Source organism: Erwinia magellanica, assembly GCF_039023495.1.
GTDB lineage: Bacteria > Pseudomonadota > Gammaproteobacteria > Enterobacterales > Enterobacteriaceae > Erwinia.
In genome coordinates this window covers 52,255-77,050 of record NZ_JBCHVC010000002.1, presented here as the reverse complement: position 1 = coordinate 77,050, position 24,796 = coordinate 52,255, and the positions used below count along the sequence as shown (strand labels likewise).

At 54.5% G+C, this 24,796-nt stretch carries 23 protein-coding genes; 9 read left to right on the top strand and 14 right to left on the bottom strand.

Going from position 1 to position 24,796, the window contains the following annotated elements; all coding sequences use genetic code 11:
* Positions 1-155 precede the first annotated feature (155 nt).
* The 4 genes from AAH450_RS07390 to proB all read right to left on the bottom strand — a co-directional run bounded on the left by AAH450_RS07390 (position 156) and on the right by proB (position 4,586).
* The gene (locus AAH450_RS07390; protein ID WP_342909660.1) at positions 156-1,013 is read right to left on the bottom strand and encodes an MBL fold metallo-hydrolase; all 858 of its coding nucleotides are present in this window, start codon (positions 1,011-1,013) and stop codon (positions 156-158) included.
* A gap of 424 nt (positions 1,014-1,437) precedes the next feature.
* Entirely contained in the window at positions 1,438-2,067 is a 630-nt protein-coding gene (locus AAH450_RS07385; protein ID WP_342910358.1) for a LysE family translocator, read from the bottom strand.
* Between the two features lie 142 nt (positions 2,068-2,209).
* Positions 2,210-3,472 (bottom strand): glutamate-5-semialdehyde dehydrogenase, encoded by a 1,263-nt coding sequence (gene proA, locus AAH450_RS07380; RefSeq protein WP_342909659.1) that lies wholly within the window; start codon positions 3,470-3,472, stop codon positions 2,210-2,212.
* A gap of 10 nt (positions 3,473-3,482) precedes the next feature.
* Positions 3,483-4,586, bottom strand: a complete 1,104-nt coding sequence (gene proB, locus AAH450_RS07375) for a glutamate 5-kinase (RefSeq protein WP_342909658.1) — start codon at positions 4,584-4,586, stop codon at positions 3,483-3,485.
* A gap of 245 nt (positions 4,587-4,831) precedes the next feature.
* Here proB and ompC point away from each other — a divergent pair, with 245 nt between their 5' ends.
* Positions 4,832-5,935 (top strand): porin OmpC, encoded by a 1,104-nt coding sequence (ompC, locus tag AAH450_RS07370; RefSeq protein WP_342909657.1) that lies wholly within the window; start codon positions 4,832-4,834, stop codon positions 5,933-5,935.
* Positions 5,936-6,037: 102 nt separating this feature from the next.
* On the opposite strand, the gene crl is transcribed toward ompC, so the two are convergent.
* From crl to gpt, 3 genes are all read right to left on the bottom strand, one after another.
* Entirely contained in the window at positions 6,038-6,439 is a 402-nt protein-coding gene (crl, locus tag AAH450_RS07365) for a sigma factor-binding protein Crl (protein ID WP_306207646.1), read from the bottom strand.
* Positions 6,440-6,547: 108 nt separating this feature from the next.
* Positions 6,548-7,798 carry an esterase FrsA gene (gene frsA / locus AAH450_RS07360; RefSeq protein WP_342909656.1) on the bottom strand — a complete coding sequence of 417 codons (1,251 nt, stop codon included), beginning with the start codon at positions 7,796-7,798 and terminating at the stop codon, positions 6,548-6,550.
* 115 nt (positions 7,799-7,913) lie between these two features.
* Positions 7,914-8,372 carry a xanthine phosphoribosyltransferase gene (gene gpt / locus AAH450_RS07355; protein ID WP_342909655.1) on the bottom strand — a complete coding sequence of 153 codons (459 nt, stop codon included), beginning with the start codon at positions 8,370-8,372 and terminating at the stop codon, positions 7,914-7,916.
* A gap of 251 nt (positions 8,373-8,623) precedes the next feature.
* Here gpt and pepD point away from each other — a divergent pair, with 251 nt between their 5' ends.
* A complete protein-coding gene (pepD, locus tag AAH450_RS07350) occupies positions 8,624-10,081 on the top strand; it encodes a beta-Ala-His dipeptidase (protein WP_342909654.1) in 1,458 nt (485 codons plus the stop codon).
* Between the two features lie 33 nt (positions 10,082-10,114).
* Here pepD and dinB read toward each other — a convergent pair whose 3' ends face one another.
* A complete protein-coding gene (gene dinB, locus AAH450_RS07345) occupies positions 10,115-11,170 on the bottom strand; it encodes a DNA polymerase IV (RefSeq protein ID WP_342909653.1) in 1,056 nt (351 codons plus the stop codon).
* Positions 11,171-11,400: 230 nt separating this feature from the next.
* On the opposite strand from dinB, the gene dpaA reads away from it, so the two are divergent.
* Positions 11,401-12,135 (top strand): peptidoglycan meso-diaminopimelic acid protein amidase, encoded by a 735-nt coding sequence (dpaA, locus tag AAH450_RS07340; RefSeq protein ID WP_306207655.1) that lies wholly within the window; start codon positions 11,401-11,403, stop codon positions 12,133-12,135.
* On the opposite strand, the gene AAH450_RS07335 is transcribed toward dpaA, so the two are convergent.
* Together AAH450_RS07335 and lpcA are read right to left on the bottom strand one after the other, a co-directional pair.
* Positions 12,106-12,873: a class II glutamine amidotransferase gene (locus tag AAH450_RS07335; RefSeq protein WP_342909652.1), complete on the bottom strand. Its 768-nt coding sequence runs from the start codon at positions 12,871-12,873 to the stop codon at positions 12,106-12,108. The genes dpaA and AAH450_RS07335 overlap by 30 nt on opposite strands.
* A gap of 42 nt (positions 12,874-12,915) precedes the next feature.
* Positions 12,916-13,494 (bottom strand): D-sedoheptulose 7-phosphate isomerase, encoded by a 579-nt coding sequence (gene lpcA / locus AAH450_RS07330; protein ID WP_342909651.1) that lies wholly within the window; start codon positions 13,492-13,494, stop codon positions 12,916-12,918.
* A 215-nt stretch (positions 13,495-13,709) separates the two neighbouring features.
* On the opposite strand from lpcA, the gene fadE reads away from it, so the two are divergent.
* Both fadE and AAH450_RS07320 read left to right on the top strand, forming a co-directional pair.
* On the top strand, positions 13,710-16,154 hold the full coding sequence (gene fadE, locus AAH450_RS07325) for an acyl-CoA dehydrogenase FadE (RefSeq protein ID WP_342909650.1): 2,445 nt from the start codon (positions 13,710-13,712) through the stop codon (positions 16,152-16,154).
* A 246-nt stretch (positions 16,155-16,400) separates the two neighbouring features.
* The gene (locus AAH450_RS07320; protein WP_342909649.1) at positions 16,401-17,165 is read left to right on the top strand and encodes a COG4705 family protein; all 765 of its coding nucleotides are present in this window, start codon (positions 16,401-16,403) and stop codon (positions 17,163-17,165) included.
* Between the two features lie 106 nt (positions 17,166-17,271).
* On the opposite strand, the gene mtnK is transcribed toward AAH450_RS07320, so the two are convergent.
* The gene (gene mtnK, locus AAH450_RS07315; protein WP_342909648.1) at positions 17,272-18,471 is read right to left on the bottom strand and encodes an S-methyl-5-thioribose kinase; all 1,200 of its coding nucleotides are present in this window, start codon (positions 18,469-18,471) and stop codon (positions 17,272-17,274) included.
* A 149-nt stretch (positions 18,472-18,620) separates the two neighbouring features.
* Here mtnK and mtnA point away from each other — a divergent pair, with 149 nt between their 5' ends.
* The 4 genes from mtnA (at position 18,621) to AAH450_RS07295 (ending at position 22,735) form a co-directional block, all read left to right on the top strand.
* Complete coding sequence (gene mtnA, locus AAH450_RS07310; protein ID WP_342909647.1) at positions 18,621-19,646, top strand: S-methyl-5-thioribose-1-phosphate isomerase; 1,026 nt, start codon at positions 18,621-18,623, stop codon at positions 19,644-19,646.
* Positions 19,647-19,868: 222 nt separating this feature from the next.
* On the top strand, positions 19,869-20,648 hold the full coding sequence (locus AAH450_RS07305; protein ID WP_342909646.1) for a spermidine synthase: 780 nt from the start codon (positions 19,869-19,871) through the stop codon (positions 20,646-20,648).
* A 312-nt stretch (positions 20,649-20,960) separates the two neighbouring features.
* The gene (locus AAH450_RS07300) at positions 20,961-22,325 is read left to right on the top strand and encodes a methyl-accepting chemotaxis protein (protein ID WP_342909645.1); all 1,365 of its coding nucleotides are present in this window, start codon (positions 20,961-20,963) and stop codon (positions 22,323-22,325) included.
* Between the two features lie 143 nt (positions 22,326-22,468).
* Entirely contained in the window at positions 22,469-22,735 is a 267-nt protein-coding gene (locus tag AAH450_RS07295; protein ID WP_342909644.1) for a helix-turn-helix domain-containing protein, read from the top strand.
* A gap of 82 nt (positions 22,736-22,817) precedes the next feature.
* Here AAH450_RS07295 and AAH450_RS07290 read toward each other — a convergent pair whose 3' ends face one another.
* From AAH450_RS07290 to AAH450_RS07280, 3 genes are read right to left on the bottom strand one after another with little or no spacing between them, the layout of a single operon-like run.
* A complete protein-coding gene (locus AAH450_RS07290; protein ID WP_342909643.1) occupies positions 22,818-23,360 on the bottom strand; it encodes a 1,2-dihydroxy-3-keto-5-methylthiopentene dioxygenase in 543 nt (180 codons plus the stop codon).
* Positions 23,357-24,046, bottom strand: coding sequence for an acireductone synthase (mtnC, locus tag AAH450_RS07285; RefSeq protein WP_342909642.1), 690 nt, complete (start codon positions 24,044-24,046; stop codon positions 23,357-23,359). The genes AAH450_RS07290 and mtnC overlap by 4 nt, the downstream gene beginning before the upstream one ends.
* Complete coding sequence (locus tag AAH450_RS07280) at positions 24,043-24,657, bottom strand: methylthioribulose 1-phosphate dehydratase (protein ID WP_342909641.1); 615 nt, start codon at positions 24,655-24,657, stop codon at positions 24,043-24,045. The genes mtnC and AAH450_RS07280 overlap by 4 nt, the downstream gene beginning before the upstream one ends.
* Positions 24,658-24,796 lie beyond the last annotated feature (139 nt).

The window sequence follows — 24,796 nt, the reverse complement described above, 5'->3', positions numbered from 1 at the left end:
GCTGCTCTGGAAGCCATAAGCTGGCTGTTCTACAGAGTGGGCACGCTGACCCCTTGTCCGGAAGACCGGGATAAAGCCAGCATACGCAGAGTAATCATAGACTATGGTGTAGGGTTTGAATTGCCGCTGCGCTTTGCCGGAGCTGTTATGCTGATTCAGGTACGTGAACCCGTACCACCGGTAACTGGAAGAGGAAGAAAAGATTCCAGCTCTTTAAGGTCATGACTGCAAAACAGCCTTACGTTGGCGGAAGGCGTAGAGGCCAGCTCCCGCAACCGCTGCTGGTTTTGGCGCCGGGCATGTTGGTCAGCTGCCATAAACCACTGATAAAACCGCAGCCCTGGCGTACAGTGGCGCTGAAGTCCCTGCATTTCACCACGATAAAACCAGGCATCTCCGCCATGCAGCAGCCAGCCTTCAGCGGTTTTGATGGCAATACCTGCATGTCCCAGCGTGTGGCCAGCAAGCGGAATAAGCACGATTTCGGGGGGAAGTCCTTCAAGCGTGGTCACAGAATCAAAGCCAAACCACTTTTCGCCCTGTGCCTGATAGCCCGTCCAGCCTGACGATCCGCTCCACTGAGCCGGGCGGTAACGCGACCGCGCCAGCCAGCTATGTCGTGACTGAGCAGTGTCAATTTCCTGCTGCATCAGATGTATTTTCGCTTCCGGGAAATCGGTAAGGCCGCCAGCATGATCAAAATCAAGATGGGTAAGGATGATATGTCTGACGTCGCTGGCTGAATATCCCAGGGCCTTAATCTGTGACAAAGCCGTGAGCGTTTCTCTTCTCTGGATATTATTCACAACGCGGAAAAAACCGGCGATACGGTTATCCGCCATTCGGATGTCATCCCTGCCAAAGCCGGTATCAACCAGAATCAGGCCGTGGGCATCGGTTTCAATAAGCAGGCAATGGCAGGCCAGGTGCGCCTTAATTCCTTTACTGAATCCATCATAAAAGGCACCACCGAAGGGGCACATGCAGCCACAATTAAGGTGTCTGATTTTCATATCGCTCCTTATCCTCCTGACTGAGACCAGATTGTTAGGGCAGCGCCAGAAAGTTCACTATTTTCAGCCCGCTCCGGAATAATTTGAGTCCGGTTTCAGGCATGTCAGAGTAGAGAGATGCCAGAGACGCAAAGCTGACTGGTTATAAAAAATAATAGCCTGTTGGTTTAAGGCAATATGGATCGTTGAATGATTTTACGCATCAAGCAGCAGGGAATGTTATTCGCCCTGCGCTTAGCTGTAAGGGTATACAAGCTGCCTGTGATTGCCGCTTGATTAGGAGCATTCTTAGAAAGGACGAAAGCTGCTGAAGGAAAAGAACTATTTTTCAGAAGCGATCGGGAAGCAGCGCAAAGAGAGAGATAATGGCTTTACGTATCACTACCTGTCGCTTGCGGGATAAAATATGGGCTATCGCTGCCCCCTACTTTTTGCCTTCAAACACCATCCTGACCGCCAGGCTCGCCAGCACAGTTCCCATCAGCCAGCGCTGAATTTTTTGCCAGGTTGGGCGCTGCGCCAGGAAAGTGGCGATGGTTCCTGCGGCAAAAATAATCGTGCCGTTTACCAGCATGCTGGTGACAAGCTGAGTGGAGCCGAGCGTTAACGACTGTATCAGCACGTGGCCCTGTTCCGGCTTAATAAACTGCGGCAGCAGCGACAGATAGATAACTGCGGTTTTAGGGTTCAAAAGATTGGTCAGCAGCCCCATGGTAAACAGCTTACGTGAGCTGTCTGCGGGCAGGTCGCGAAGCTGAAACGGCGATTTCCCGCCAAAAATAGCCTGCCACGCCATATAGAGCAGATAACAGGCTCCCGCAAAGCGCAACGCATCATATGCCAGCGGCACCGCCATGATCAGCGCAGTGATCCCCAGCGCGGCACACAGCATATAAAACATAAAGCCCAGCGCTACGCCGGTCAGCGAAATAAATCCCGCTTTACGTCCCTGACAGAGAGAGCGGGAGATCAGATAGATCATATTCGGCCCTGGCGTCATCACCATACCCAGGGAAATAGCAGCAAAAGGGAAAAGCTGAGAAAGCGTAACCATCGAACTATCCTTATGATGTTGAGCAAACATTACCTGTTACTCCTCCCTGGATAAACCAGAAGCCTCCCTGCTTCTTATGGTACTGACGCCTCCGGGGCTGCAACCCTCCCGTTCAGCGTGCTTACGCCCCGCTCTGGCCGGATCAGCCAGCCTGGCTGCGCACCGTATCGTTACCGAACGCGACCCACTTGTAGGTGGTCAGCGCTTCCAGACCCATCGGGCCGCGAGCGTGCAGCTTCTGCGTGCTTACCGCCACTTCCGCGCCCAGCCCAAACTCTCCGCCATCGGTGAAACGGGTGCTGGCATTGACGTAGACCGCCGAGGAGTCAACCTCATTCACAAAGCGATCGGCATGATGGATGCTGCGGGTCAGGATGGCATCTGAATGCTGGGTACCATATTCACGGATGTGGGCGATAGCCTCATCCAGATCGTCCACCAGCTTCACGTTAAGATCCAGCGCCAGCCATTCGTCCCGATACTGTTGATCCGTGACTGCGCTGACCTCCGCCGGGCAGTTTTGCAGCGTCGGCAGTGAGCGAGGATCGGCATGCAGTCTGATACCCTCTTCTGCCATGCGGGCGCTTAAAACCGGCAGGAAGCGTTCGGCAATTGCGGCATGTACCAGCAGCGTTTCCAGCGAGTTACAGGCGCTCGGGCGCTGTTTTTTGGCATTGACGATCACTTTCATCGCCGCATCCATTTCCATATCCTGGTCAACAAAGATGTGGCATAAGCCGATACCGCCGGTGATCACCGGAATGGTTGACTGCTCGCGGCACAGCTTGTGCAGGCCAGCGCCGCCGCGCGGGATCAGCATATCGACGTAGCGATCCAGCTTCAGCAGCTGATTCACCAGCTCACGATCCGGGCTTTCAATCGCCTGGACTGCGCCGGCTGGCAGGCCATGCTCCTGCAAGGCCCCCTGAATCACGCGAACCGTTGCGCCATTAGTCCGGTAGGTTTCTTTCCCGCCGCGCAGGATCACCGCATTGCCGGTTTTCAGGCAGAGGCTGGCAACATCCACCGTTACGTTAGGACGCGCTTCATAAATTACTCCGACGACGCCCAGCGGCACGCGGCGGCGTTCGATACGCAGCCCGTTATCCAGCAGGCCGCCATCCATCACCACGCCAACCGGATCGGCCAGGCGGCAGACCTGGCGCACATCGTCAGCAATGCTTTTCAGCCTGGCGGGATTGAGCATCAGCCGGTCCATCAGCGCTTCGCTCATGCCGCTCTGGCGCGCCCCGGCCAGATCCAGCTCGTTTGCCGCCAGGATCTCTGCGCTCTGCGCTTCAAGGCGATCGGCAATGGTCATCAGAACCTGATTTTTTTGCGCGGTGGAGAGCACCGACAGCTGATAAGAGGCCGCTTTGGCCGCTTTACCCATTTCTTCCAGCATCTGTTGCTCCTTAACTGACGATCATATCGTCACGGTGAACCGCAACCGGGCCATATTCATAGCCCAGGATATCGCTGATTTGCTGGGAGTGGTGTCCCGCAATCATCCGCATTGCATCACTGTTATAACGGCTTACGCCGTGCGCCACATCGCGCCCCTGGAGACTGCGGATGCGGATAACTTCACCGCGTGAAAAGTTGCCGCTGATCTCACGGATGCCTTTTGGCAGCAGTGAACTGCCGCGCTCAAGAATGGCAGAGAGTGCACCATCATCCACGGTAAGTTCCCCCGCAGGCGGCGCGCCGAAGATCCAGCGTTTACGATTTTCCAGTGGCGTCTGCAACGCGTGGAAACGTGTGCCCACCGGCTGGCTGTTGATAACATCACCGATCACGCCTGCACGGCTTCCGGCGGCAATAATCGTATCTATGCCGGCACGGCACGCTACGTCGGCCGCCTGGAGTTTGGTCGCCATTCCACCGGTGCCCAGACCGGACACGCTGTCGCCCGCCAGGGCGCGCAGCGCATCATCGATGCTGTGAACGTTGTTAATCAGCTGCGCTTCTGGGTTATTACGCGGATCGGCGGTAAACAGGCCGGGCTGATCGGTCAGCAGCAGCAGCTTATCTGCCCCGGCGAGGATCGCGGCCAGTGCCGAGAGGTTATCGTTATCGCCCACTTTGATTTCCGCTGTGGCCACCGCATCGTTCTCATTAATCACCGGTACGATGTGGTTGTCCAGCAGCGCACGCAGCGTATCGCGGGCATTCAGGAAGCGCTCGCGGTCCTCCAGGTCAGCGCGCGTCAGCAGCATCTGGCCGATGTGTATGCCGTAAATAGAGAACAGCTGTTCCCAGAGCTGAATCAACCGGCTCTGCCCCACCGCAGCCAGCAGCTGCTTTGAGGCGATGGTGGGCGGCAGTTCCGGGTAGCCAAGATGCTCACGCCCGGCGGCCATGGCGCCAGAGGTGACAATCACAATTCGGTGGCCTGCCGCATGCTGCTGCGCGCACTGACGCACCAGCTCGACAATATGTGCCCGGTTCAGCCGACGCGATCCGCCGGTTAATACGCTGGTCCCCAGTTTCACTACCAGGGTCTGGCTGCTGCTCATTATTTCCTGCCATTACAAAAAAATAAGGTCGAACTGACTTTTTAACAGGTGTGGTGCTGGAAGCCAACAGGACGGGGCGTAAAAGGGGGAAAAACCGCTGACAGTCGGGTAGCCCAAAAGTTCGGCAATAACAAAAAATGTATAGGAATGTAATAAAATTTTAATGTTCGCGGGGTAAAACGTTGCTGCCTCAGGAGAAGTCTGAAGGCCAAAAAAAAATTTACTCATTCGGGATTGATAGCAAAATGAAGAAAAGCGCACTGGCCATTTTAACCGCCGTACTGGCTCTCTCCACCGCTGCTCAGGCCGCAGAAGTTTACAACAAAGACGGCAACAAGCTGGATCTGTACGGTAAAATTAAAGGCCTGCATTATTTCAGCGATAATGATGGCAGCAACGGCGACAAGTCTTATATGCGTATGGGCTTTAAGGGTCAGACGCAGATTAACGACATGATGACTGGTTACGGTCAGTGGGAATATCAGTTCAATACCAATAACAGTGAAGGCAGCGATGCGAATACCGGCAACAAAACCCGTCTGGGCTTTGCTGGTCTGCGATTCGGCGACTACGGCTCAATCGACTATGGTCGTAACTACGGCGTCCTGTACGATGTGGAAGCCTGGACCGATATGTTCCCGGAGTTCGGCGGTGACGGTACAGCGCGCAGCGATAACTTTATGACCCAGCGTACTACTGGCGTGGCGACCTACCGTAACACTAACTTCTTTGGTCTGGTTGAGGGTCTGAAGTTTGCTTTACAGTATCAGGGTAAAAACGATGACAGTACCGGTCGTACAACAACCTCCAGAGGCAACGGCGACGGCTACGGTATGTCAGCGGTTTATGCCCTGGCCGATACTGGCGTAAGCATCAGCGGCGCCTATACCAGCTCAGATCGTACCAACGCGCAGCAGGCTCAGGCTTACGGCACGGGCGATAAAGCGGATTCATGGGGTGCAGGTCTGAAATATGATGCCAACAGTGTTTACCTGGCGGCTGTCTATACTGAAACGCGCAATATGACCCCAATCAGCGGCACCTCTACGGTTGACGGCACGACGGTGGCAGGCGCGGCGAATAAAGCGCAGAACATTGAGCTGGTTGCGCAGTATCAGTTTGATTTCGGTCTGCGTCCTTCCATCGGCTACGTGCAGACCAAAGGTAAAGACATTGAAGGGCTGGGAGATGTGGACCTGGTTAAATACATCGATGTGGGTGCGACTTACTACTTCAATAAAAACATGAACACCTATGTTGATTACAAAATCAATCAGCTGGACGACGACAATAAACTCAGCCTGAACAACGATGATGTTGTAGCGGTTGGCCTGGTTTATCAGTTCTGATCTCTCCCCTTTCCCGCACTGGGGTAGTTTTACCCTGGTTATCTCGCTGAAAAAGCTGAAAAAAAGGCTGGCATTGCCAGCCTTTTCACGGATTATTCAGCTTCAGGCGGTCAGCTTGACCGGCTCATCATTGAAACCGGCAGCGGGTTTCAGCCCCAGCTTCATCTCTTCCAGCAGCGCTTTCAGCCGCACATGGAAGTTGCGCAAGGTCTCTTCAAGCCGTTCATTATTCTCTTTTCCTTTGACTGTCGACGGCTTCCAGTTGCCCTCTTTATCGAACAGTCCAAAGTGGTATTCGTAGGTGAAGTGGTCGCTCTGTGCTTCCAGCTCCATCCACCAGCCCCAAAACTCGCGCAGCTCAGGTGAGGGTTTAACGTTGACGCAAACGGCCAGGCAGTCAAAGAAAAAACGCTCCTCTTCACATTTCGCTTCGCGAATATAGGGACCCAGCGATCCAAAGCGCTTCATTAAGCGGCTTTTAGGATGCCCACTTGGTAACGTCATCATCTACTCTCCTGTAATGCGCCTGTTAATCAATCCACTAACCCGCCCGATTCAGGCGATCGGCGGGTTGAGTCTGCTTGTTATAGCAAAGGTTTGAATTATAGCAACTCATCGCGTTAACCGCTTCGCTAACCAGTCGACAATATCACGTAACGCTTTATCAAAGTTGTGCATAGCGGGTGAGAGCGCTATCGGCAGCAGTTTCCCATCTGCGGAGGAGTTAACAATAAGCTTTGACTCCTCTTCCGGGCTGAAGGGATCGTTTGGCCAGTAGCCGGAAAGCATCGGCGTTGGGCAGCGACGCCCCAGCAACCCCTGTAACTTAAGGGAGTAACGGTTCAGTTCGACCCGCAGCGCAGAGTCGGAGGCGGTAGCCATGCCTAAACGGCTGGCCATCACATCCATATACATTTCCGGTACGCGATCCTGAAGCGTTTTATCGCACAGCAGGGTATGAACCACCGGCCCCAGGCAGGCTACCGCTTTCAGGCGCGGCGACTCCAGATAGGCGAGCCGTACCGCCACGTTTGCGCCGAAGCGAAAACCAAATGCGCCAACGCGGGTATGGTCTACCCAGGGCACATTCTCTAAGTGACGCAGCACCTGCTGATGCAGAAAACTGGCGTCCTGCGTGAGAGTCCACTTCGCTGAAAAACCAACCGACGGCATATCAATTGTCAGCATAGCAATGCCGCGCGGGGCCAGATAATCGTGGAACAGTCGGTAATGGTCGGTTTGCAGCGAATCCAGGCTGCCGCACAGCAGCACGGTCGGATAGGGGGCGCTGACGCCTGGCGGCATATGCAGGAAGCCAAAAATCGGGCTGCCGCCGGGAACAGGGAACTCCAGCTCTTTTAACTCACCGGAGAGCCGCGACGTAGCCTCTTCATAGGCACGATTTGCCAGCAGCTGTGCCTGTTCCGCCAGCTCATCCCCTTTCAGATGGGGATAGCCCGCCACACCATAGAGGTTAGCGGCATGGAGCCAGCACTGTCCGGCCTCCTCTGGGGTAGCGACTTCGCCCGCTTTCTGCTGCCAGTGGGCAGCCTGCTTTGACCACTCATAAATCCAGTTTCCGCCCCGGTAGCCGATTACCGTATCCAGAAGGTTGTCGTCAGTATGCTCTACCCGGCTGTTAGCTATACGGGCCAGCACTTCACTGATCTCTTGCAGGGGCAATCCCCGCCAGGTCCACAGCAGCCGGTTGATCATGCGATACCAGCCCGCGTGGCTCTCCCCCTCCAGCGCCGAATGGATCGGCAGCGGCTTATGGCGATGAAGACGGCGAACTAATGATGAGGTTTCAGGATGCTTAAAGCGAGGTTTGAACAGCTCCTCACTCAGATTCTTTGGTGACATGGCGTGACGTTCCTCCAGCACAGGGCGTGGGATGAGTCTATCGCAGCCTGTAGCAGTGCGCTAACCGTAAAAAAAAACGCCCGGCAGAACCGGGCGTTACTTTGATGCGCGTCAATCAGCCTTTCACCAGCGGCGGAATATAGACCACGCCCATATCCCACGGCTGTTCAATCCAGGTATTCTGTGGGATATCCACCACGTAGTCATCTACCAGCGGGCGACCGGCAGGTTTGGCAAAAATAGTCACGAAGTGGGCTTTTGGATACATCTCGCGGATCGCCTGCGCGGTCCCGCCAGTATCTACCAGATCATCAATCACGATAAAACCTTCACCGTCGCCTTCTGCACGCTTCAGCACTTTCATTTCACGCTGATTGTCGTGGTCGTAGCTGGAGATGCATACGGTATCGACATGGCGGATGCAAAGCTCACGAGCCAGCAGAGAAGCAGGGACCAGGCCACCGCGGCTGACCGCGATAATGCCTTTCCACTGATCGGCAGGAAGCAGGCGCTGGGCCAGTTTACGGGCATGAATTTGCAGCATGTCCCAGGTGACGACGTATTTTTCACTCATAAAAGGAGTCCCGACCAATGGTGTTGGCTTAAAAATGTACAATGGGAGAGGTTGCGCGGAATTATAGAGATCTGAGCGGCTAAAAACCAGCGCCGGGCGGCTTTTTTCCTTGTGTGAAGTAAGCAACACCGCGGAAACGATGATATTCTTTGCCCATCGCGTCAGAGAGTCTGACGGGAGTCATCCACTTGCTCAATATGCTCGCTATTGGCAGCGCTGCTGGCCGATGGTGTTGGCACAGGAGATTTATCGTGTCTGAATTATCTCAACTCTCCCCTCAGCCTCTGTGGGATATCTTTGCCAAAATCTGCTCTATTCCCCACCCTTCTTATCATGAAGAGGCGCTGGCAGAACACATTCTGTCCTGGGCCAGAGAGCAGGGTTTCGCCACTGATCGTGATGCCGTGGGCAATATTCTGATCCGCAAACCCGCCACGCCGGGCCTGGAAAATCTCAAGCCGGTAGCGCTACAGGCGCACCTGGATATGGTGCCGCAGAAAAACAACGACACGGTGCATGACTTCACAAAAGATCCTATCCAGCCGTGGGTTGATGGCGAATGGGTAAAAGCGCGTGGCACCACGCTGGGCGCGGATAACGGGATTGGCATGGCCTCGGCGCTGGCGGTACTGGCTGATAAAAACGTGGAGCATGGCCCGCTGGAAGTGCTGCTGACCATGACCGAAGAAACCGGCATGGTGGGAGCCTTTGGGCTGCAACCCAACTGGTTGCAGGCCGAAATTCTGATCAACACCGACTCGGAAGAGGAAGGTGAAATTTATATGGGCTGCGCAGGTGGGATTGATTTCACTACCACGCTGGCCGTCAGCCGTGAAGCGGTGCCGGCGGGCTATGAGCCGCTGAAACTGACCCTCAAGGGGCTGAAAGGCGGCCATTCCGGCTGTGATATTCACGTCGGTCTGGGCAATGCGAATAAACTGCTGGCTCGCTTCCTGTTTGCCCACGCAAAAGCGCTTGATTTGCGACTGGTCGATTTCACCGGCGGTACGCTGCGTAACGCCATCCCGCGTGAGGCCATTGCCACGCTGGCGGTTCCTGCGGACAAAGTGGATGAGCTGAAAAGCCTGGCACTGGGCTATCTGGAAACGCTGAAGGCTGAACTGAGCCTGAAAGAGAAAAATATCAACGTCGTGATTGAAAACGTGGCGGCTGGCGGCCAGGCGCTGACGGCGCAAAGCCGCGATGCGTTTATTGCGCTGCTGAACAGCACGCCAAACGGCGTAATCCGCAATTCAGACGTGATGAAAGGCGTGGTTGAAACTTCGCTGAACCTGGGCGTGGTTTCGCTGAAGGAAGAAGAAGCGCATATCAACTGCCTGATCCGCTCTTTGATCGACAGCGGTAAAGAGTACGTGGTGGAAATGCTGACTGCGCTGGGCGACCTGGCCGGTGCCACCACCGTGGCGAAAGGCAGCTATCCGGGCTGGCAGCCCGATGCCTCTTCACCGGTTATGGCCCTGGTGGGTGAAACCTACAAAAAACTGTTTGGCAAAACGCCGAACATTCAGGTGATCCATGCGGGTCTGGAGTGCGGTCTGTTCAAAAAACCTTATCCTGAAATGGATATGGTTTCTATTGGCCCGACCATTACCGGCCCCCACTCGCCGGACGAGCAGGTGCACATTGCAAGCGTTGGCCTCTACTGGCAATTGCTGACGGCCCTGCTGAAAGCGATTCCTGCTAAGTAAATGGCAGCGGGGCGGAAAATTTTCCGCCCCGATTCAGAGCAGCAGTAACAGCTGCCGCTCCAGCTGAGGGTCCAGCAGGGTAACGTGCAGCCCCACCAGCCTGACGCCCCGCTCTGCCCGCCGCTCATCCCAGGTTTTTTTCGCCACCGCTATCAAATCATCCTTATCCAGCTCCTGCCAGACATGCTCCTGGGTGGTTTGCTGGAAATCGTCGAACTTGAGTTTTACCCCCTGACGAGCAATCTGCCGGTCGGGTTTGATTTTGATGAGCCTGCGCTCCAGCTCCTCATAAAGCCTGTCGATAACCTCCAGACAAGCTTCCCAGCTGTGAATATCTTCAGAGAGCGTACGCTCCACGCCCAGGGATTTCCGCAGCCGCTCCGTTATCACTTCCCGCTCATCAATGCCGTTGCTGCGTTCCCAGATTACGCGGCCAAACTTGCCAAAACGCTTTAACAGGGCTGCCAGATCGGTTTTCTGCACGTCCGCACAGGTCTTTAACCCCATCTCCTCCAGCTTTTTCGCGGTGACTTTTCCTACTCCTGGGATCTTCGACAGCGGCAGCGTCACCAGAAACCCGGAGAGCGCATCGGGAGTGATCACAAACTGCCCGTCGGGTTTGTTTAAGTCAGAGGCGATTTTGGCCACAAACTTGATGGGAGCTATCCCGGCAGAGGCGGTGAGGTTCAGCTCGCGCGCAATGGTCTGGCGGATTTCGCGGGCGATAAGCGTTGCCGACCCGTGGCAATGCGGGCTATCGGTAACGTCCAGATAGGCTTCATCCAGCGAAAGCGGTTCAATCAGTGAGGTATAGCGCGAGAAGATTTCACGAATATGCTGGCTGGCTTCTTTGTAGGCTTCAAAGCGGCCGGGGATCACCCGCAGATGGGGACAGAGCTTCAGCGCCATTGCGGTGGACATAGCGCTGTGTACGCCAAATTTGCGGGCGGGATAATTCGCCGTGCTGATCACCCCGCGCTTTAAATGACTGCCGCCAATGGCAAGGGGGATATCACGCAGGCTGGGATCGTCGCGCATCTCCACGGCGGCGAAAAAGCAGTCCATATCAACGTGTATGATCTTACGCATATCCCCCCCAGATGCACTGGATAAGTATACAGTCAATCAGGATGATTTCAACTTGCGTTTAGTGCCGCAAAGCGCAGCGGCAGGGGAATTTTATTTATTGTTTTCTCCTGTGCTCTCTTGATAAAAAAATAGACAATGCTAATGTGGCGCTGCGATAGCGGAATTCTCCGATATTGCAAGTAACAGCGCCTGCGGGCGTAGCATCCACCCCTCTTTTCAAGGGAACCAGAATGGGCAAAATCGCACTGTTGTTTGCGATGTTTTTACTGCCAGCCGTAGCCATCGCCAGCGTACCCGTCACACCGGTCACGCCGCTCGCCCCGGTAAGCAAAGAGTTAAAGAAACAGTTACTCGGCACCCCCGTTTATATTCAGATCTTTAAAGAAGAACGTACGCTTGAGCTGTATGGCAAAATTGGTAACGACTACCGTCTGCTCAACAGCTATCGCATTTGTAATTTCTCGGGCGGCTTAGGCCCAAAACGTCGTCAGGGTGATTTTAAAAGTCCGGAAGGTTTTTACAGCGTAGGCCTTTCCCAGCTAAAGCCGGACAGCCGTTTCTACCGCGCGATTAACGTTGGCTTCCCCAACGAATACGATCGTCAGCAGGGTTATGAGGGGAAATACCTGATGATCCACGGCAGCTGCGTCTCTATTGGCTGCTATGCGATGACCGATGCTAACATCGACGATATTTATCACTATGTGGAAGCGGCGCTGCGTAACGGCCAGCCGCGTGTTGAAGTCAGCATTTACCCGTTCCGCATGACGGACAGCAACTTACAGCGCCATCGTAACTCTGTCTATTACAGCTTCTGGCAGCAGTTGCAGCCGGGCTATGCACAGTTTGTGCAGAATCGCCTGCCGCCCTCCGTCAGCGTCAATGCTGGTCGCTACGTGCTGAACGGGCCGCTGCTCAGCACGCCGGGTTCAGGTTCAGCGCTCGCGCTCACCGAGACAAAATAGCGCCCAGTCGCCTGGCTCAATCTTGTGCCAGGTTTCATTGCCCGTCAGGGGCTGAGTGGCGATCACCGTGACCACGTCGTTTGGCGTGGTCTGCTTCTGAAAATCAATTTCCACGTCCTGATCCAGCAGTGTCGCTTTGCCAAACGGCGCGCGTCGGGTTATCCAGAACAGATTGGTGGAACAGAAGGCCATCAGATAGCGCCCATCTGACAGCAGCATGTTGAATACCCCTTTTTCCCTCAGCTCCCCCGCCAGCTCTGCAATATAGCGAAACACCGCAGGCCAGTTGCCCGGCGTGCGCGGATAGCGCGTGGTCAGCTTGTGCAGTAACCAGCAAAACGCCTGCTCGCTGTCCGTCTCCCCAACCGGCCTGAACTGCCCGGTATCCAGCCCACGATAGCCTTTAAGCTGGCCATTATGCGCATAGGTCCAGTTACGTCCCCAGACCTCACGGGTAAACGGATGGGTATTTTCCAGCGACACTTCACCCCGGTTAGCCTGGCGGATATGGGCCACTACCGAGCAGGACTTGATCGGGTATTCCTGCACCAGACGGGCGATTGGCGAGTTAAAGCTGGGCCTGGGATCTTTAAAAGTACGGCACCCTTTTCCTTCATAGAAGGTAATGCCCCAGCCATCTTTGTGCGGCCCCGTCCCTCCCCCGCGCTGTACCAGGCCGGTAAAGCTAAAGCAGATATCCGTTGGCACATTCGCGCTCATCCCGAGCAGTTCGCACATAGAAAACCCTCACGTAGCGGCCAGCGGCGCTGGCCTGAATGCTTACTCAGCCATCTCTTTTTCGATCAGCAGGATCAGAATATGGATAACCTTGATGTGGATCTCCTGAATGCGATCGGCATAGCCAAAGTGCGGCACCCGAATTTCCACATCGGCCATACCCTCCATCTTGCCGCCATCTTTACCGGTCAGGGTAATCACTTTCATGCCCTGCGCACGCGCCGCCTCGACCGCTTTGATAACGTTAGCGGAGTTACCAGAGGTGGAGATCCCGAACAGCACATCGCCCGCTTTACCCACCGCTTCCAGATAGCGAGAGAAGACAAAATCGTAGCCAAAATCATTGCTGACGCAGGAGAGGTGGCTGACATCAGAGATAGCGATAGCCGGGTAGCCCGGACGATTTTCGCGGTAGCGACCGGTCAGCTCTTCCGCAAAATGCATGGCGTCACAATGCGAACCGCCGTTACCGCAGGAGAGCACTTTTCCGCCCGCCTTGAACGAGTCAGCCAGCAGCACCGCCGCGCGCTGGATGGCGTGAATATTGGCTTCGTCGCTGAGAAATTTATTCAGCGTCTCTGCGGCTTCGTTAAGCTCTGCACGAATGATGTCCTGATACATAGGGGAAGTCCTTTATAGGTGAGGTTGTTGCCAGTTTACCAAGTTGGGAGAAGGGCGAAAAGCGCCCTGCGCCCTGCGCCACTGCTTTGACTTTTGATGCGACCGGTTTGTGAGCCAGGTTGTAATTATTATGTAAACAGTTTGCTAAGCAAGTTTATCTCGATTAAACCTGTATCCAACAGGTCAGACCTCTTACTACTTATGGAGCAACAGTTATGATGGTTCTCAGTATCGTCGCGACGATCGTGCTGATCGGCGCTCTGTTTTATCACCGCGTCAGTCTGCTGGTGGGCAGCGCAATTCTGCTGCTCTGGACCGCCGCGTGGTCGATGGCCCACATCTGGACGCCATGGCTGCTGATCCCGCTGATCATCATACTGCTGCCCTTTACGCTGCTCTCGGTGCGCCGGAAAATGTTTTCCAGACCAATGCTGGAAACCTTCCGTAAAGTAATGCCACCAATGTCACGCACGGAAAAAGAAGCCATTGAGGCTGGCACCACCTGGTGGGAAGGCGATCTGTTTCGCGGCACGCCAGACTGGAAAAAACTGCACAACTATCCGCAGCCACGGCTGACGGAAGAGGAACAGGCTTTTCTCAGCGGGCCGGTTGAAGAGGCCTGTCGTATGGCCAACGATTTCCAAATCACGCATGAAATGGCCGATCTGCCGCCTGAGCTTTGGGCCTATCTGAAAGAGCAGCGCTTTTTTGCGATGATCATCAAGAAAGAGTACGGCGGGCTGGCTTTCTCAGCCTATGCCCAGGCGCGCGTGCTGCAAAAACTGGCTGGTGTCTCCGGCATTCTGGCAATCACCGTTGGCGTGCCTAATTCACTCGGTCCGGGTGAGCTGTTGCAGCACTATGGTACCGATGAGCAGAAAAATCGCTATCTGCCGCGTCTGGCTCGCGGAGAGGAAATCCCCTGCTTTGCCCTCACCAGCCCGGAAGCGGGGTCGGATGCAGGCGCCATTCCCGATACCGGCGTGGTCTGTATGGGTAACTGGCAGGGAGAGCAGGTGCTGGGTATGCGCCTGACCTGGAATAAGCGCTACATTACTCTGGCACCTGTCGCTACGGTGCTGGGGCTGGCCTTCAAGCTGTCCGATCCTGAACATCTGCTCGGTGAAACAGAAGAGCTGGGGATTACCTGCGCGCTGATCCCGACAGAGACGGCTGGCGTGGAAATAGGCAGCCGACACTTCCCGTTAAACGTTCCGTTCCAGAATGGCCCGACGCGCGGCAAAGATATCTTTGTCCCTATCGACTACATTATTGGCGGGCCAAAAATGGCCGGTCAGGGCTGGCGTATGCTGGTTGAATGTCTCTCTGTAGGACGCGGTATCACCCTGCCCTCTAACTCTACCGGCAGCCTGAAAAGCATTGCGCTGGCTATCGGCGCTTATGCCCATATCCGGCGTCAGTTCCGCCTGCCTATTGGTAAAATGGAGGGCATTGAAGAGCCGCTGGCACGCATCGCCGGAAATGCTTACGTGATGGATGCGGCCGCCACGCTGATTACCTCCGGGATTATGCTGGGTGAAAAACCGGCGGTGCTTTCCGCTATCGTGAAATACCACTGCACCCACCGCGGGCAGCGCGCCATTATGGATGCGATGGATATTGCTGGCGGCAAGGGCATTATGCTCGGCAAAAGTAACTTCCTGGCCAGGGCCTATCAGGGCGCACCCATTGCCATCACGGTAGAAGGGGCAAATATCCTGACCCGCAGCATGATTATCTTCGGCCAGGGTGCTATCCGCTGCCATCCCTATGTGCTGGCAGAGATGGCCGCCGCGCAGAACAATAATCTGATTGCGTTTGATAAGGCGCTGTTCAGTCATGTAGGCCATGTGGGAAGTAACACTGCCCGCAGCCTGTGGCTCGGACTTACCGGCGGTCGTACCAGCGCTTCGCCCACCCGCGACGCCACGCGTCGTTATTATCAGCATCTGAATCGCCTGAGCGCCAACATGGCACTGCTGTCGGACGTCTCTATGTCGGTGCTGGGCGGCAGCCTGAAGCGTCGCGAACGTATCTCTGCCCGGCTGGGCGATGTGCTGAGCCAGCTCTATCTTGCCTCTGCATCACTGAAGCGCTATGAGGATGAAGGACGTAATGAGGCTGACCTGCCGTTACTGCACTGGGGCGTTCAGGATGCGCTGAATCAGGCTGAAGTGGCGATGGACGATCTGCTGCGTAACTTCCCTAACCGGCTGGTGGCGGGCATGCTGAGAACAGTAGTATTCCCGCTGGGCCGTCACTGCCGCGCCCCTTCCGACCGTCTGGATCATCAGCTGGCGCGGATGCTGCAAACGCCGTCAGCGACCCGCAGCCGTTTAGGGCGCGGCATGTACCTGACGCCAGGTGATAACAATCCGGCAGGTCAATTGGAAGAGGCACTGGCAGACGTGATGGCGGCAGAAGCGATCCACGATCGTCTTTGCAAGCAGTTCAAAAAGCCGCTTCCGTTTACCCGTCTGGATGAACTGGCAAAACAGGGATTGCAGGAGAAATGGATCGATGAACAGGAAGCCAGCATATTAATCCGCGCGGAAACCAGCCGCCTGCGTTCAATCAATGTGGATGAATTCGAGCCTGAGGAGTTGGCCACGCAGCCGGTAAAGCCGGCAGAACAGATAAGAAAGAGTGAAGCAGCTTAACAGCAGAGTAAAACAGGCAAGCCGGGATAAAACCCGGCTTTTTTATATAAACTAATCACTTGATTCATTATCACCGGCTTTAACGCCCACCCTAAATCTTTTACTTTTGTGTTTATCTTAATTTAAAACTAATAAATCCTCTCTAAAGTTATGCTCAAGCGGGAACCTCCAGTCAGTGGCTTTACTGCCCGACGGTTCCAGGCGATATAAAAAAAAACAGATAATACCTTTGGCGAGAGACGCACCATGACTACACCACAACAAGCCCTGACTAAAATCCCCGCTGTGACAGCCATCTTCTGGTTAATCAAGATAGCGGCAACTACGCTGGGTGAAACCGGCGGCGATGCCGTTACCATGTCTATGGATCTGGGATATTTAACCGGCACATTGATTTTTGCGGTAATTTTTTTATTTGCCGTAACCGTACAAATTAAATCGACCCGATTTAATCCCTTTATTTACTGGTTTACGGTTATCGCCACAACCACGGTGGGAACTACGCTTGCCGACTTCGCCGATCGCTCTTTAGGCATAGGTTATTTCGGTGGCTCAGTGATTTTAAGTACTCTGTTAGCAACGTCGCTCTTCTTCTGGTGGGCGCTCTGCGGCACGGTAGCGGTTCACTCCGTGAATAACCGCCGTACAGAAATATTTTACTGGATAACTATTATGTTTTCCCAGACGCTGGGAACCGCGTTGGGTGACTGGACAGCAGATTCGGCCGGGCTGGGCTATGCCGGTGGCATTGTGCTCTTTGCCGCGGCGCTGATTATTCTGGTCGGTTGCTACCTGTTTACCCACTGGTCCCGTACGGCTATCTTCTGGGCCGCATTTATCCTGACGCGTCCATTAGGTGCCGTGGTAGGCGATTTTCTGGATAAGCCACTGGCGCAAGGGGGCCTTGAGCTGAGCCGCTACAGCGCATCGCTGACGCTGGTTCTGTTTATTATCGCCGCTGTTGTACTCTTACCTCAGCGCTCTGCCAGACCGTTGCCAGAGGCGGCATAAAGCCTGGCTGGCGCAAAACAATCGGTAAAACAGAAAACGCCTGATGCAGTGCATCAGGCGTTACAGAGGCGCAAAGGCGTTAATCGGTACTTCTGCGTGGTGGCTTTCAGCCGTTCTGACGAACGCGGGCAATCAACGCATCGCTGTCAGCGATACGATCGGCCGCCAGAATTAGAGTACGGCCCAGGGTGATAGCCTGGCGCACGCACTCATCACGCATCGCCTCATCCTGGATGCTCTTGATATCCGCGACCTGCGACATCCCCACCGTACGACGGATCACTTCAGTTCCACAGAAGCCCAGCGTATCGCGCCAGACTTTTTGCAGAAACTCTGCGGCGTAGCCTGGGTAAGCCAGCGCGCGATCCCGCGATTTTTCTGCCGCCAGCGCCAGAAAACCTTCGGCAAAACTCTGCCAGGTGGCGCTCACATCTCTGAGCCTTTTTTCGCGCGCGTCCGCAGCTTCACGCGGTGCCAGCAGGCCCGGCAGCGCACAGTAGTTGATCAGGATATTGCCTATTGCACTGCCAACATCAAACCCGATTGGACCGTAATAACCAAACTCCGCATCAATCACTTTCAGGCTGCCTTCTGCCACAAAAATCGACCCGCTGTGCACGTCACCGTGCAGCAATGCTTCAGCGTGGGAGAGAAAACGATGCTTAAGCCCGGCCACCTTCTGGCGAAGCTCATCATCATTACGCAGCGTGGCAACCAGCGGCTCCAGCGCGCGAGGATAGCCGTTGCGTTCATGCACTTCGTAAGGCTCGTTGAAAAAGAGTTCTTCCGTGATATCGCACAGTTCAGGATTGGTAAAACGGATAACATCCGCTTTTTTCTGGTGAGGATGCTGATAAAAGTCTGAAGTATGGAACAGCGTCTGCGCCAGATATTCCCCCAGTTGAGAAGCCGCCTGAGGATAATCAACGCCTTTAACCTGCTCGCCACGCCAGATGGCATGGCTGGAGAGATCTTCCATCACCATCACCGCCAGTTGCGGATCGTAATGCAGGATTTTTACCGTGTGCTGGGGGCAATATTGCCCGTGAATTTGCAGCACTTCCGCTTCAATGCGGGCGCGGTCCAGCGTCAGTGGCCAGGATTCGCCCACGCAGCGGACATAAGGCAGCGCCTGCTTGACGATGACGCGGCTGACGCCCTGGTTGTCGAATATTTTAAAGACGAGGTTAAGGTTACCGTCACCAATTTCCTGGGACTCAACCAGACTTTCTGGCTTTTCAACACCGCCGAACTGGCGGGCATATTCCACGGCATCTGTAGCCGTGAAGGTACGGTATTGCGACATTCACTCACCCTCTTCAATACGTTCCAGCCTGACCGTCGCGCCCGCTAACTTCAGCGCAAATGTTGACGTAAAAGCCGTTCAGACGTCTATACATCCGTCCAGCATGTTGGCACAATATGCCCTGACTACGCAACCAGGATTTAACCTCTATGCAGACACTGAGCACAACCAGCTTACAAGTTCGTGATAACCAGCTCTGGATCCTCGATCAGCAGGCCCTGCCGCAGAAAAAAATCTGGTGCCCTACGCCCGGTGTTGCAGACCTGGTTGGCCATATTAAGGCGTTGAGAGTCCGCGGCGCGCCGTTGATAGGTCTCTCCGCCAGTCTGCTACTGGCCTTGCTGGCAGAGCAGGGGCTACCCAGAGCTGAGCTGGCGGAGGCGCTTGAAGTGCTGCGGGCTTCGCGCCCTACAGCCGTTAACCTGATGAATAATCTGGATCGTATGAAGCTGGCGCTGGCGCAGGAGAACTATGTTACCGCGCTGACCTTTGAGGCGCTGCGCCTGGTCGAGGAAGATAAAGCGTTGTGCGACAACATCGCCACGGCTGGAGCAAAGCTTATCCCACGCGGCAGCCGTTTGCTGACGCACTGTAATACCGGCGGACTGGCAACTGCGGGTGTGGGCACAGCTCTTGGGGTGATCTCGCGCGGCTGGCAGGAAGGCAACGTTGAGCAGGTCTGGGTTGATGAAACCCGCCCGCTGTTACAGGGTGGTCGTCTGACGGCGTGGGAGCTGGGAGAGCTGGGCATTCCTTATCGCCTGATCTGCGACAGCATGGCGGCGAGCCTGATGGCGCAAAAACAGGTTGATGCTATCTGGGTGGGGGCAGACAGAATTGCGGCCAATGGCGATGTGGCGAACAAAATTGGCACCTACAGTCTGGCAGTGCTGGCGCATTACCACGGCATTCCTTTCTATGTTGCCGCTCCGCATACCACGCTCGATTCAGCCTGCCCGGACGGCAGCGCCATTCCGATTGAGCAGCGTGCAGCCAGTGAAGTTACCGGCGTGGCAGGCAGCTTTGGCGATGTACAGTGGGCACCTGAAGGGGCTGAGGTTTACAACCCTGCTTTTGACGTGACGCCAGCAGCACTGATTAGCGGCTGGGTGTTGGATACAGGTGTAGTCACGCCTGCGCAGGTGGAAGCGGGTATTTTCCAGCCCCACGGTTAACCGCCCAGAACAGGCGTTTTCAGGTAAGAAGCCACGCGGCGGCACAGGCACTCCCTGGCTTCTTAATTGTTGAAGTGACTGCGTTCGCTGCGGCTTCTTTCCTCGCGGGCGCTATACTCTGACTGGCAGACGGGCTTACCTTTGTGATTTAATAGTTAATTCAAAGCGTGTTTTTTAGCAACAAACACGCCCTCTTCCCTGCCAGGCGATAATTGGTGATACATGCCTTTTGAAAAATTATTTTCAGCTCTCTCTCTTCCCCATAAAGATGAAATCAAGGTGGCGAGTGAAAGGGATCGGTATGGCACTATTTTTGTGGTCGATAAGAGGAATTATCGGATTATGAGATTCGATAGTATCTTTGAACAGACCAAAATGAACAGGAACCATCCTGAGGTGCCGGTTCATAACTATATCAAAGGGATGCTGATGTCCGTCGCCCTGGAAAAGCCCCGGTCAGTATTGGTTCTCGGGCTTGGTGGCGGCAGCCTTGTTCGCGGGCTTCACGCTTATGATAATGAGATCAGTATAGATGTTGTTGAGCTGAGAAAAAAAGTCATCAATATTGCAAGGAAATACTTTTTTATTCCTGAGGTTAACAATATCTCTTATTTTGCTCAGGACGCCGGAGCTTTTATGCGGAAAAACAAAACACAGTACTCGCATATATTTTCCGATTTGTACTCGGCAGAAGATATGGTTTCACTGCAAAAAATGGGTGACTTTATTAAAAATTGTGCTGCATCGCTGACGCCGGACGGCTGGCTGATAATGAATTATCATATTTCCCCGATTCATTCCCCCTCACTTTTAGAGGTGTTCAGCAGCTATTTTAAGACTTTATTATACTGTACTACGCCCAGCGGTAACGTTGTCATCTATGCAACACAATCAGCAAAGGTCGCAGAGACAGAGAAGCTAAGAAAAAAATGCCGTTCTGTTTCTCCCTCTTCGCTTTACGATTTCAAACTATTATCCACTAAACTCTCTCGCTGGGTTTGATCCTGCAACAGCCTGGCGGCCTCTGGCACTCTTATCTTATTTAATCCCCCCTTTTACCTTTTCCTGCAATAGTAATAAACGCTTAAAGTACCATTTTTCCACGCTGCGCTAACGCGCAAGAGGCCTGCCGCCATTACCCTTTTCTTTAATGAAATAATCCACTTTTCACGATTGAAATTTCTCTCAGACTCTCTGTTTCCTTTTTTCCGGGATGTGCCAGGATACAACACATAGCGTACTATTTAAGCGCGCTCTATATAAAACCAATAATGATCAGCCACAGCATTTACCAGTCAACACCGGGGAAAACAGATGCAATTTCTCAAAAACTTCACCATACGCCGTGTCGTATTGTGGATACTTATCGCCGTATTGAGCCTGATGGCCCTGGCTACAGGCTACGGAACGCTGGTCATGCGTGAAATTAATCGTCATGCAGACCAGACCAATCTTCTGGCACAACAGCTGGTATTTTTGAACCAGGCTGGTGCTGTTATGCAGCAAGGCACGTTAACAGAGAGGGCAGCATTGCTGCCTGCCATCCCGCCGGACGCAGCCTGGGATACTTACAGAAGCGTGCTCAGCACAGGTGCGCCAGGTTATGCGGCGGCGGCGCAGGAGCGGCTTAGCGCCCTTCAGCAGGAGCTGATTACCGATCATGCTGCTTTGAGGGCGGAAAGTACTCAGCTTGACCAGCTCTTCCTGACCGCACTGTTTATTGCCGCGGCGCTGCTGATCTTTTGCGATCGCTATCTGGTCGTGCATCTGGTACGTCCGGTGGCGAAAATCCGCGCCCATTTTCGGGTTATCGCCGATGGCGATCTGACGCAGGAAGTGGAAGATTCAGGGCGGAACTGTGTGGGTCAGCTGGTACCTCTGGTCAGGGAGATGCAGCGCAGTCTGCTTGATACCGTGACCGCCCTGCGTGACAACGCCGTGCTGTTGCACCATGAGGCGGGAGAGATAGCCGGAGGTAACAGCGATCTTTCTGGCAGAACCGCCACGCAGGCCGCAGCCGTAGAACAGACCGCTGCAAGTATGGAAGAGATTACCGCAACAGTTAAGCACAGTGCCGAAAATGCCCGCCAGGCGAGCGAGCTGGCTGGCGTGACCACCCGCACCACGCAGAAGGGTGAGCAGCTGGTAAAAACCGTGGTCTCCGCTATGGGCGGTATTGAGCAGGGATCGGAAAAAATCAGGCAGTTCACTGCCACTATCAACGGCATTGCTTTTCAGACCAATATTCTGGCGCTTAATGCAGCGGTTGAGGCTGCACGGGCTGGCGAACAGGGACGGGGCTTTGCCGTGGTGGCATCCGAAGTGCGAACCCTGGCCCAAAGAAGCGCCACGGCTGCCAGAGAAATTGAGGGGCTGATTGCAGAAACCCTGGCGCGTATTGGTGAAGGTAGCCGCGCCGCCGCCAGCGCAGGTCACTCCATGGATGAGATCCTTCGTGGCGTGGGAAGTGTTAACGAGCTTATCGGGCAGATTGCCTTTGCCGCCGATGAGCAGAGTAAAGGGATATCACAGGTGACCCTTGCCGTTGCCGAGCTGGATCGTGTTACGCAGCAAAATGCTACGCTGGTTCAGCAGGTGTCCGCTTCTGCCGGCAGCCTGAGCGGCAGGACAGAGGCTCTTGGCAGCGTTATCAGCCGTTTCACGCTGCCAGCGATATGAGCTGTGTTGTGCTATAACTTTTTGTTGTCAGACCACTATCGCAACCGGTTAACAAGTCACTCATCCTGAGATGAGATTTTTCATTCTGTCAGCGCGCCGCTCCCCGTAAGCAGCGCGTTTTTTTAAAGAAGGGACTTCAACCCATGAATTCCCTTCGTTTTAAGGAGCATCCTCTGAAAAAAATCGCCCCCGTTCCCGTCATGACCAACGTGCGTGAATTACGACAAGCCGCCAATTTCTCGCAGGAAAACGCCGCAGAGCGGTTTAATGTCAGCCTGCGCGTCTGGCAAACAAAAGAGACACTTAAAAACCCCTCTCCGCTCAGCCAGGGCGAATATGAACTCCTGCTGCTGCTGGCAGACCGTCATCCCCATTACACCCTGCAACCCCATACCAAAAAACAGAGCTGAGCGAGGCAAAACATCTGTTCACCCTTCACCACCAGACGGGGCGCGGAGCCGCTATTCCAGCGCTTCCCCGCACTGCTGAAGGTTAAGGAAGACGCGGATAGGCATCGGCAATAGTGTCGCCGGTGAAGTTAGCTATCCACCCTTCCTGATTATCGAAGATACGGATGGCGGTGAAATGCGGCGAAGACCCCATATCAAACCAGTGCGGCGTGCCGGCGGGAACAGAGATCAGATCGTTCTTCTCGCAGAGGATCTGATAAATATGTCCATCCAGATGCAGGCAGAAAAGCCCGGCGCCCTCCACAAAGAAACGGACTTCATCTTCGCCATGGGTATGCTCAGAGAGGAACTTTCCTCTTAACGTCTCTTTCTGAGGATTGTCGGCACGCATGCTGATCACATCCCAGCTCTGATACCCTTTTTCGGCCACCAGCTTGTCGATGGCGTGCTGATAAGCGGTGATCACCGCCTCGGGCGATGGGTTTTCACCCAGATCGCGATCGGCTTCCCAGCGTTCGAAACGCACTTCTTTGGCATTCAGCTGCTGACGAATTTCTTCAGCATCGGTGCTGTGCCAGATCGGCTTGGTCGCTTCGCTGTCGGTAAAAATAGTGAGTGCACTCATGAGGTAAAAAGCTCCAGGTTGATTTGATCAAATCGGTTTACCTGACGATGGCGGCTTTGCGCATCCGCTTCGCCACGCAGTAACTGCACGGTATTCCAACCCGCTTCCTGCGCAGCATCCAGTTCCTGATGAATATCAGATAAAAACAGCAGCTCGTGGGCAGGCAGGCCAATCTCAGCCGCAATATTTTGGTAGGATTGCACTTCGCGCTTGGCGCCGACATGCGTATCAAAATAGCCGCTGAACAACACAGTGATATCACCTTCATCGCTGTAGCCAAATAACAATTTCTGCGCCGCTACCGATCCGGAGGAATAAACATAGAGATCAATCGATTGCTGACGCCACCGCTCCAGAGCAGGCAGAACGTCCGGGTAGAGATGGCCGGTAAAACTGCCGCTGACGTAGCCATCGTGCCAAATCATTCCCTGTAGGGCTTTCAGCGCGGTGGATTTGCGGTCTTCATCCATAAAATTAAACAGCACGGTGATCAGATCTTCAACCGGCGCCTGCGGCTGAGCAATCTCATCACGCAGATCGGTCAGCGCCATCGCCACATCTTCCCGATGCTGGAAGGCGGCAATAAAGGCGGCGAGATTCTCCCGCGCATAGGGGAAGAGGACGTTGTGAACAAAGCGGATATCGCTGGTCGTTCCTTCAATATCGGTAATAATCGCGCGGATCATTTGGCCTCCAGCACACGACGTTGTAATTCACACTGGAACAGGAATTCCAGACCTTCAAGATGACGACGGGCTTCGTTCACATCTTTTCCCCAGCAGGTCAGCCCATGCCCCCGCAGTAAAAAACCGTAACGCAGCGGCGTTGTCTCTGCAAACCGGGCGATACGTTCCGCCAGAGCATCAATATCCTGATCGTTATCAAACAGCGCAACCGCTACGGCATCAAGATGCGAGCGCTGTCCGGCCAAAGTTTTCTGCATTTCATAACCCTGCAAAACAACGGCAGGGCTTTTCTCAACGCGCGAAAGCACCGTTGCGTTGACAGTGTGGGTATGCAGCACGGCCCCCGCCTCAGGAAACAGGCGATAAATCAGCGTGTGCAGGCCGGTTTCAGCCGAAGGCTGGCGTCCGGAGGGAACCCGATTAGTGGCAATCTCTACCTGAATGAAATCGTCAGCTGTCAGGGTGCCTTTATCCTTGCCCGACTCACTGAGCAGGCAATATTCCCTGTCCTGACGTACTGACATATTACCGCCCGTCGCGGGCGCCCACCCTTTCGCTCCGATCCAGTGACACGCTTCTACCAGCTGATCCAATTGCGGGGTTATGCTCATACCTTTCCTTATTTTGCCGGCTTTTTTCCGGTCAGACAGCGCCATTTGGACGTCTAAGCGTCTCGATTGCCAAATAGTAGCATCGACGCTATAGTGGCAGCAACACAGGGCTGACACATCTTAAAAACCGTTAGGGCCA

Coding starts and splice junctions, on each gene's coding strand:
- AAH450_RS07390 (WP_342909660.1), bottom strand. CDS start 1,013: ATGAAAATCAGACACCTTAATTGTGGCTGCATGTGCCCCTTCGGTGGT.
- AAH450_RS07385 (WP_342910358.1), bottom strand. CDS start 2,067: ATGGTTACGCTTTCTCAGCTTTTCCCTTTTGCTGCTATTTCCCTGGGT.
- proA (WP_342909659.1), bottom strand. CDS start 3,472: ATGCTGGAAGAAATGGGTAAAGCGGCCAAAGCGGCCTCTTATCAGCTG.
- proB (WP_342909658.1), bottom strand. CDS start 4,586: ATGAGCAGCAGCCAGACCCTGGTAGTGAAACTGGGGACCAGCGTATTA.
- ompC (WP_342909657.1), top strand. CDS start 4,832: ATGAAGAAAAGCGCACTGGCCATTTTAACCGCCGTACTGGCTCTCTCC.
- crl (WP_306207646.1), bottom strand. CDS start 6,439: ATGACGTTACCAAGTGGGCATCCTAAAAGCCGCTTAATGAAGCGCTTT.
- frsA (WP_342909656.1), bottom strand. CDS start 7,798: ATGTCACCAAAGAATCTGAGTGAGGAGCTGTTCAAACCTCGCTTTAAG.
- gpt (WP_342909655.1), bottom strand. CDS start 8,372: ATGAGTGAAAAATACGTCGTCACCTGGGACATGCTGCAAATTCATGCC.
- dinB (WP_342909653.1), bottom strand. CDS start 11,170: ATGCGTAAGATCATACACGTTGATATGGACTGCTTTTTCGCCGCCGTG.
- dpaA (WP_306207655.1), top strand. CDS start 11,401: ATGGGCAAAATCGCACTGTTGTTTGCGATGTTTTTACTGCCAGCCGTA.
- AAH450_RS07335 (WP_342909652.1), bottom strand. CDS start 12,873: ATGTGCGAACTGCTCGGGATGAGCGCGAATGTGCCAACGGATATCTGC.
- lpcA (WP_342909651.1), bottom strand. CDS start 13,494: ATGTATCAGGACATCATTCGTGCAGAGCTTAACGAAGCCGCAGAGACG.
- fadE (WP_342909650.1), top strand. CDS start 13,710: ATGATGGTTCTCAGTATCGTCGCGACGATCGTGCTGATCGGCGCTCTG.
- AAH450_RS07320 (WP_342909649.1), top strand. CDS start 16,401: ATGACTACACCACAACAAGCCCTGACTAAAATCCCCGCTGTGACAGCC.
- mtnK (WP_342909648.1), bottom strand. CDS start 18,471: ATGTCGCAATACCGTACCTTCACGGCTACAGATGCCGTGGAATATGCC.
- mtnA (WP_342909647.1), top strand. CDS start 18,621: ATGCAGACACTGAGCACAACCAGCTTACAAGTTCGTGATAACCAGCTC.
- AAH450_RS07305 (WP_342909646.1), top strand. CDS start 19,869: ATGCCTTTTGAAAAATTATTTTCAGCTCTCTCTCTTCCCCATAAAGAT.
- AAH450_RS07300 (WP_342909645.1), top strand. CDS start 20,961: ATGCAATTTCTCAAAAACTTCACCATACGCCGTGTCGTATTGTGGATA.
- AAH450_RS07295 (WP_342909644.1), top strand. CDS start 22,469: ATGAATTCCCTTCGTTTTAAGGAGCATCCTCTGAAAAAAATCGCCCCC.
- AAH450_RS07290 (WP_342909643.1), bottom strand. CDS start 23,360: ATGAGTGCACTCACTATTTTTACCGACAGCGAAGCGACCAAGCCGATC.
- mtnC (WP_342909642.1), bottom strand. CDS start 24,046: ATGATCCGCGCGATTATTACCGATATTGAAGGAACGACCAGCGATATC.
- AAH450_RS07280 (WP_342909641.1), bottom strand. CDS start 24,657: ATGAGCATAACCCCGCAATTGGATCAGCTGGTAGAAGCGTGTCACTGG.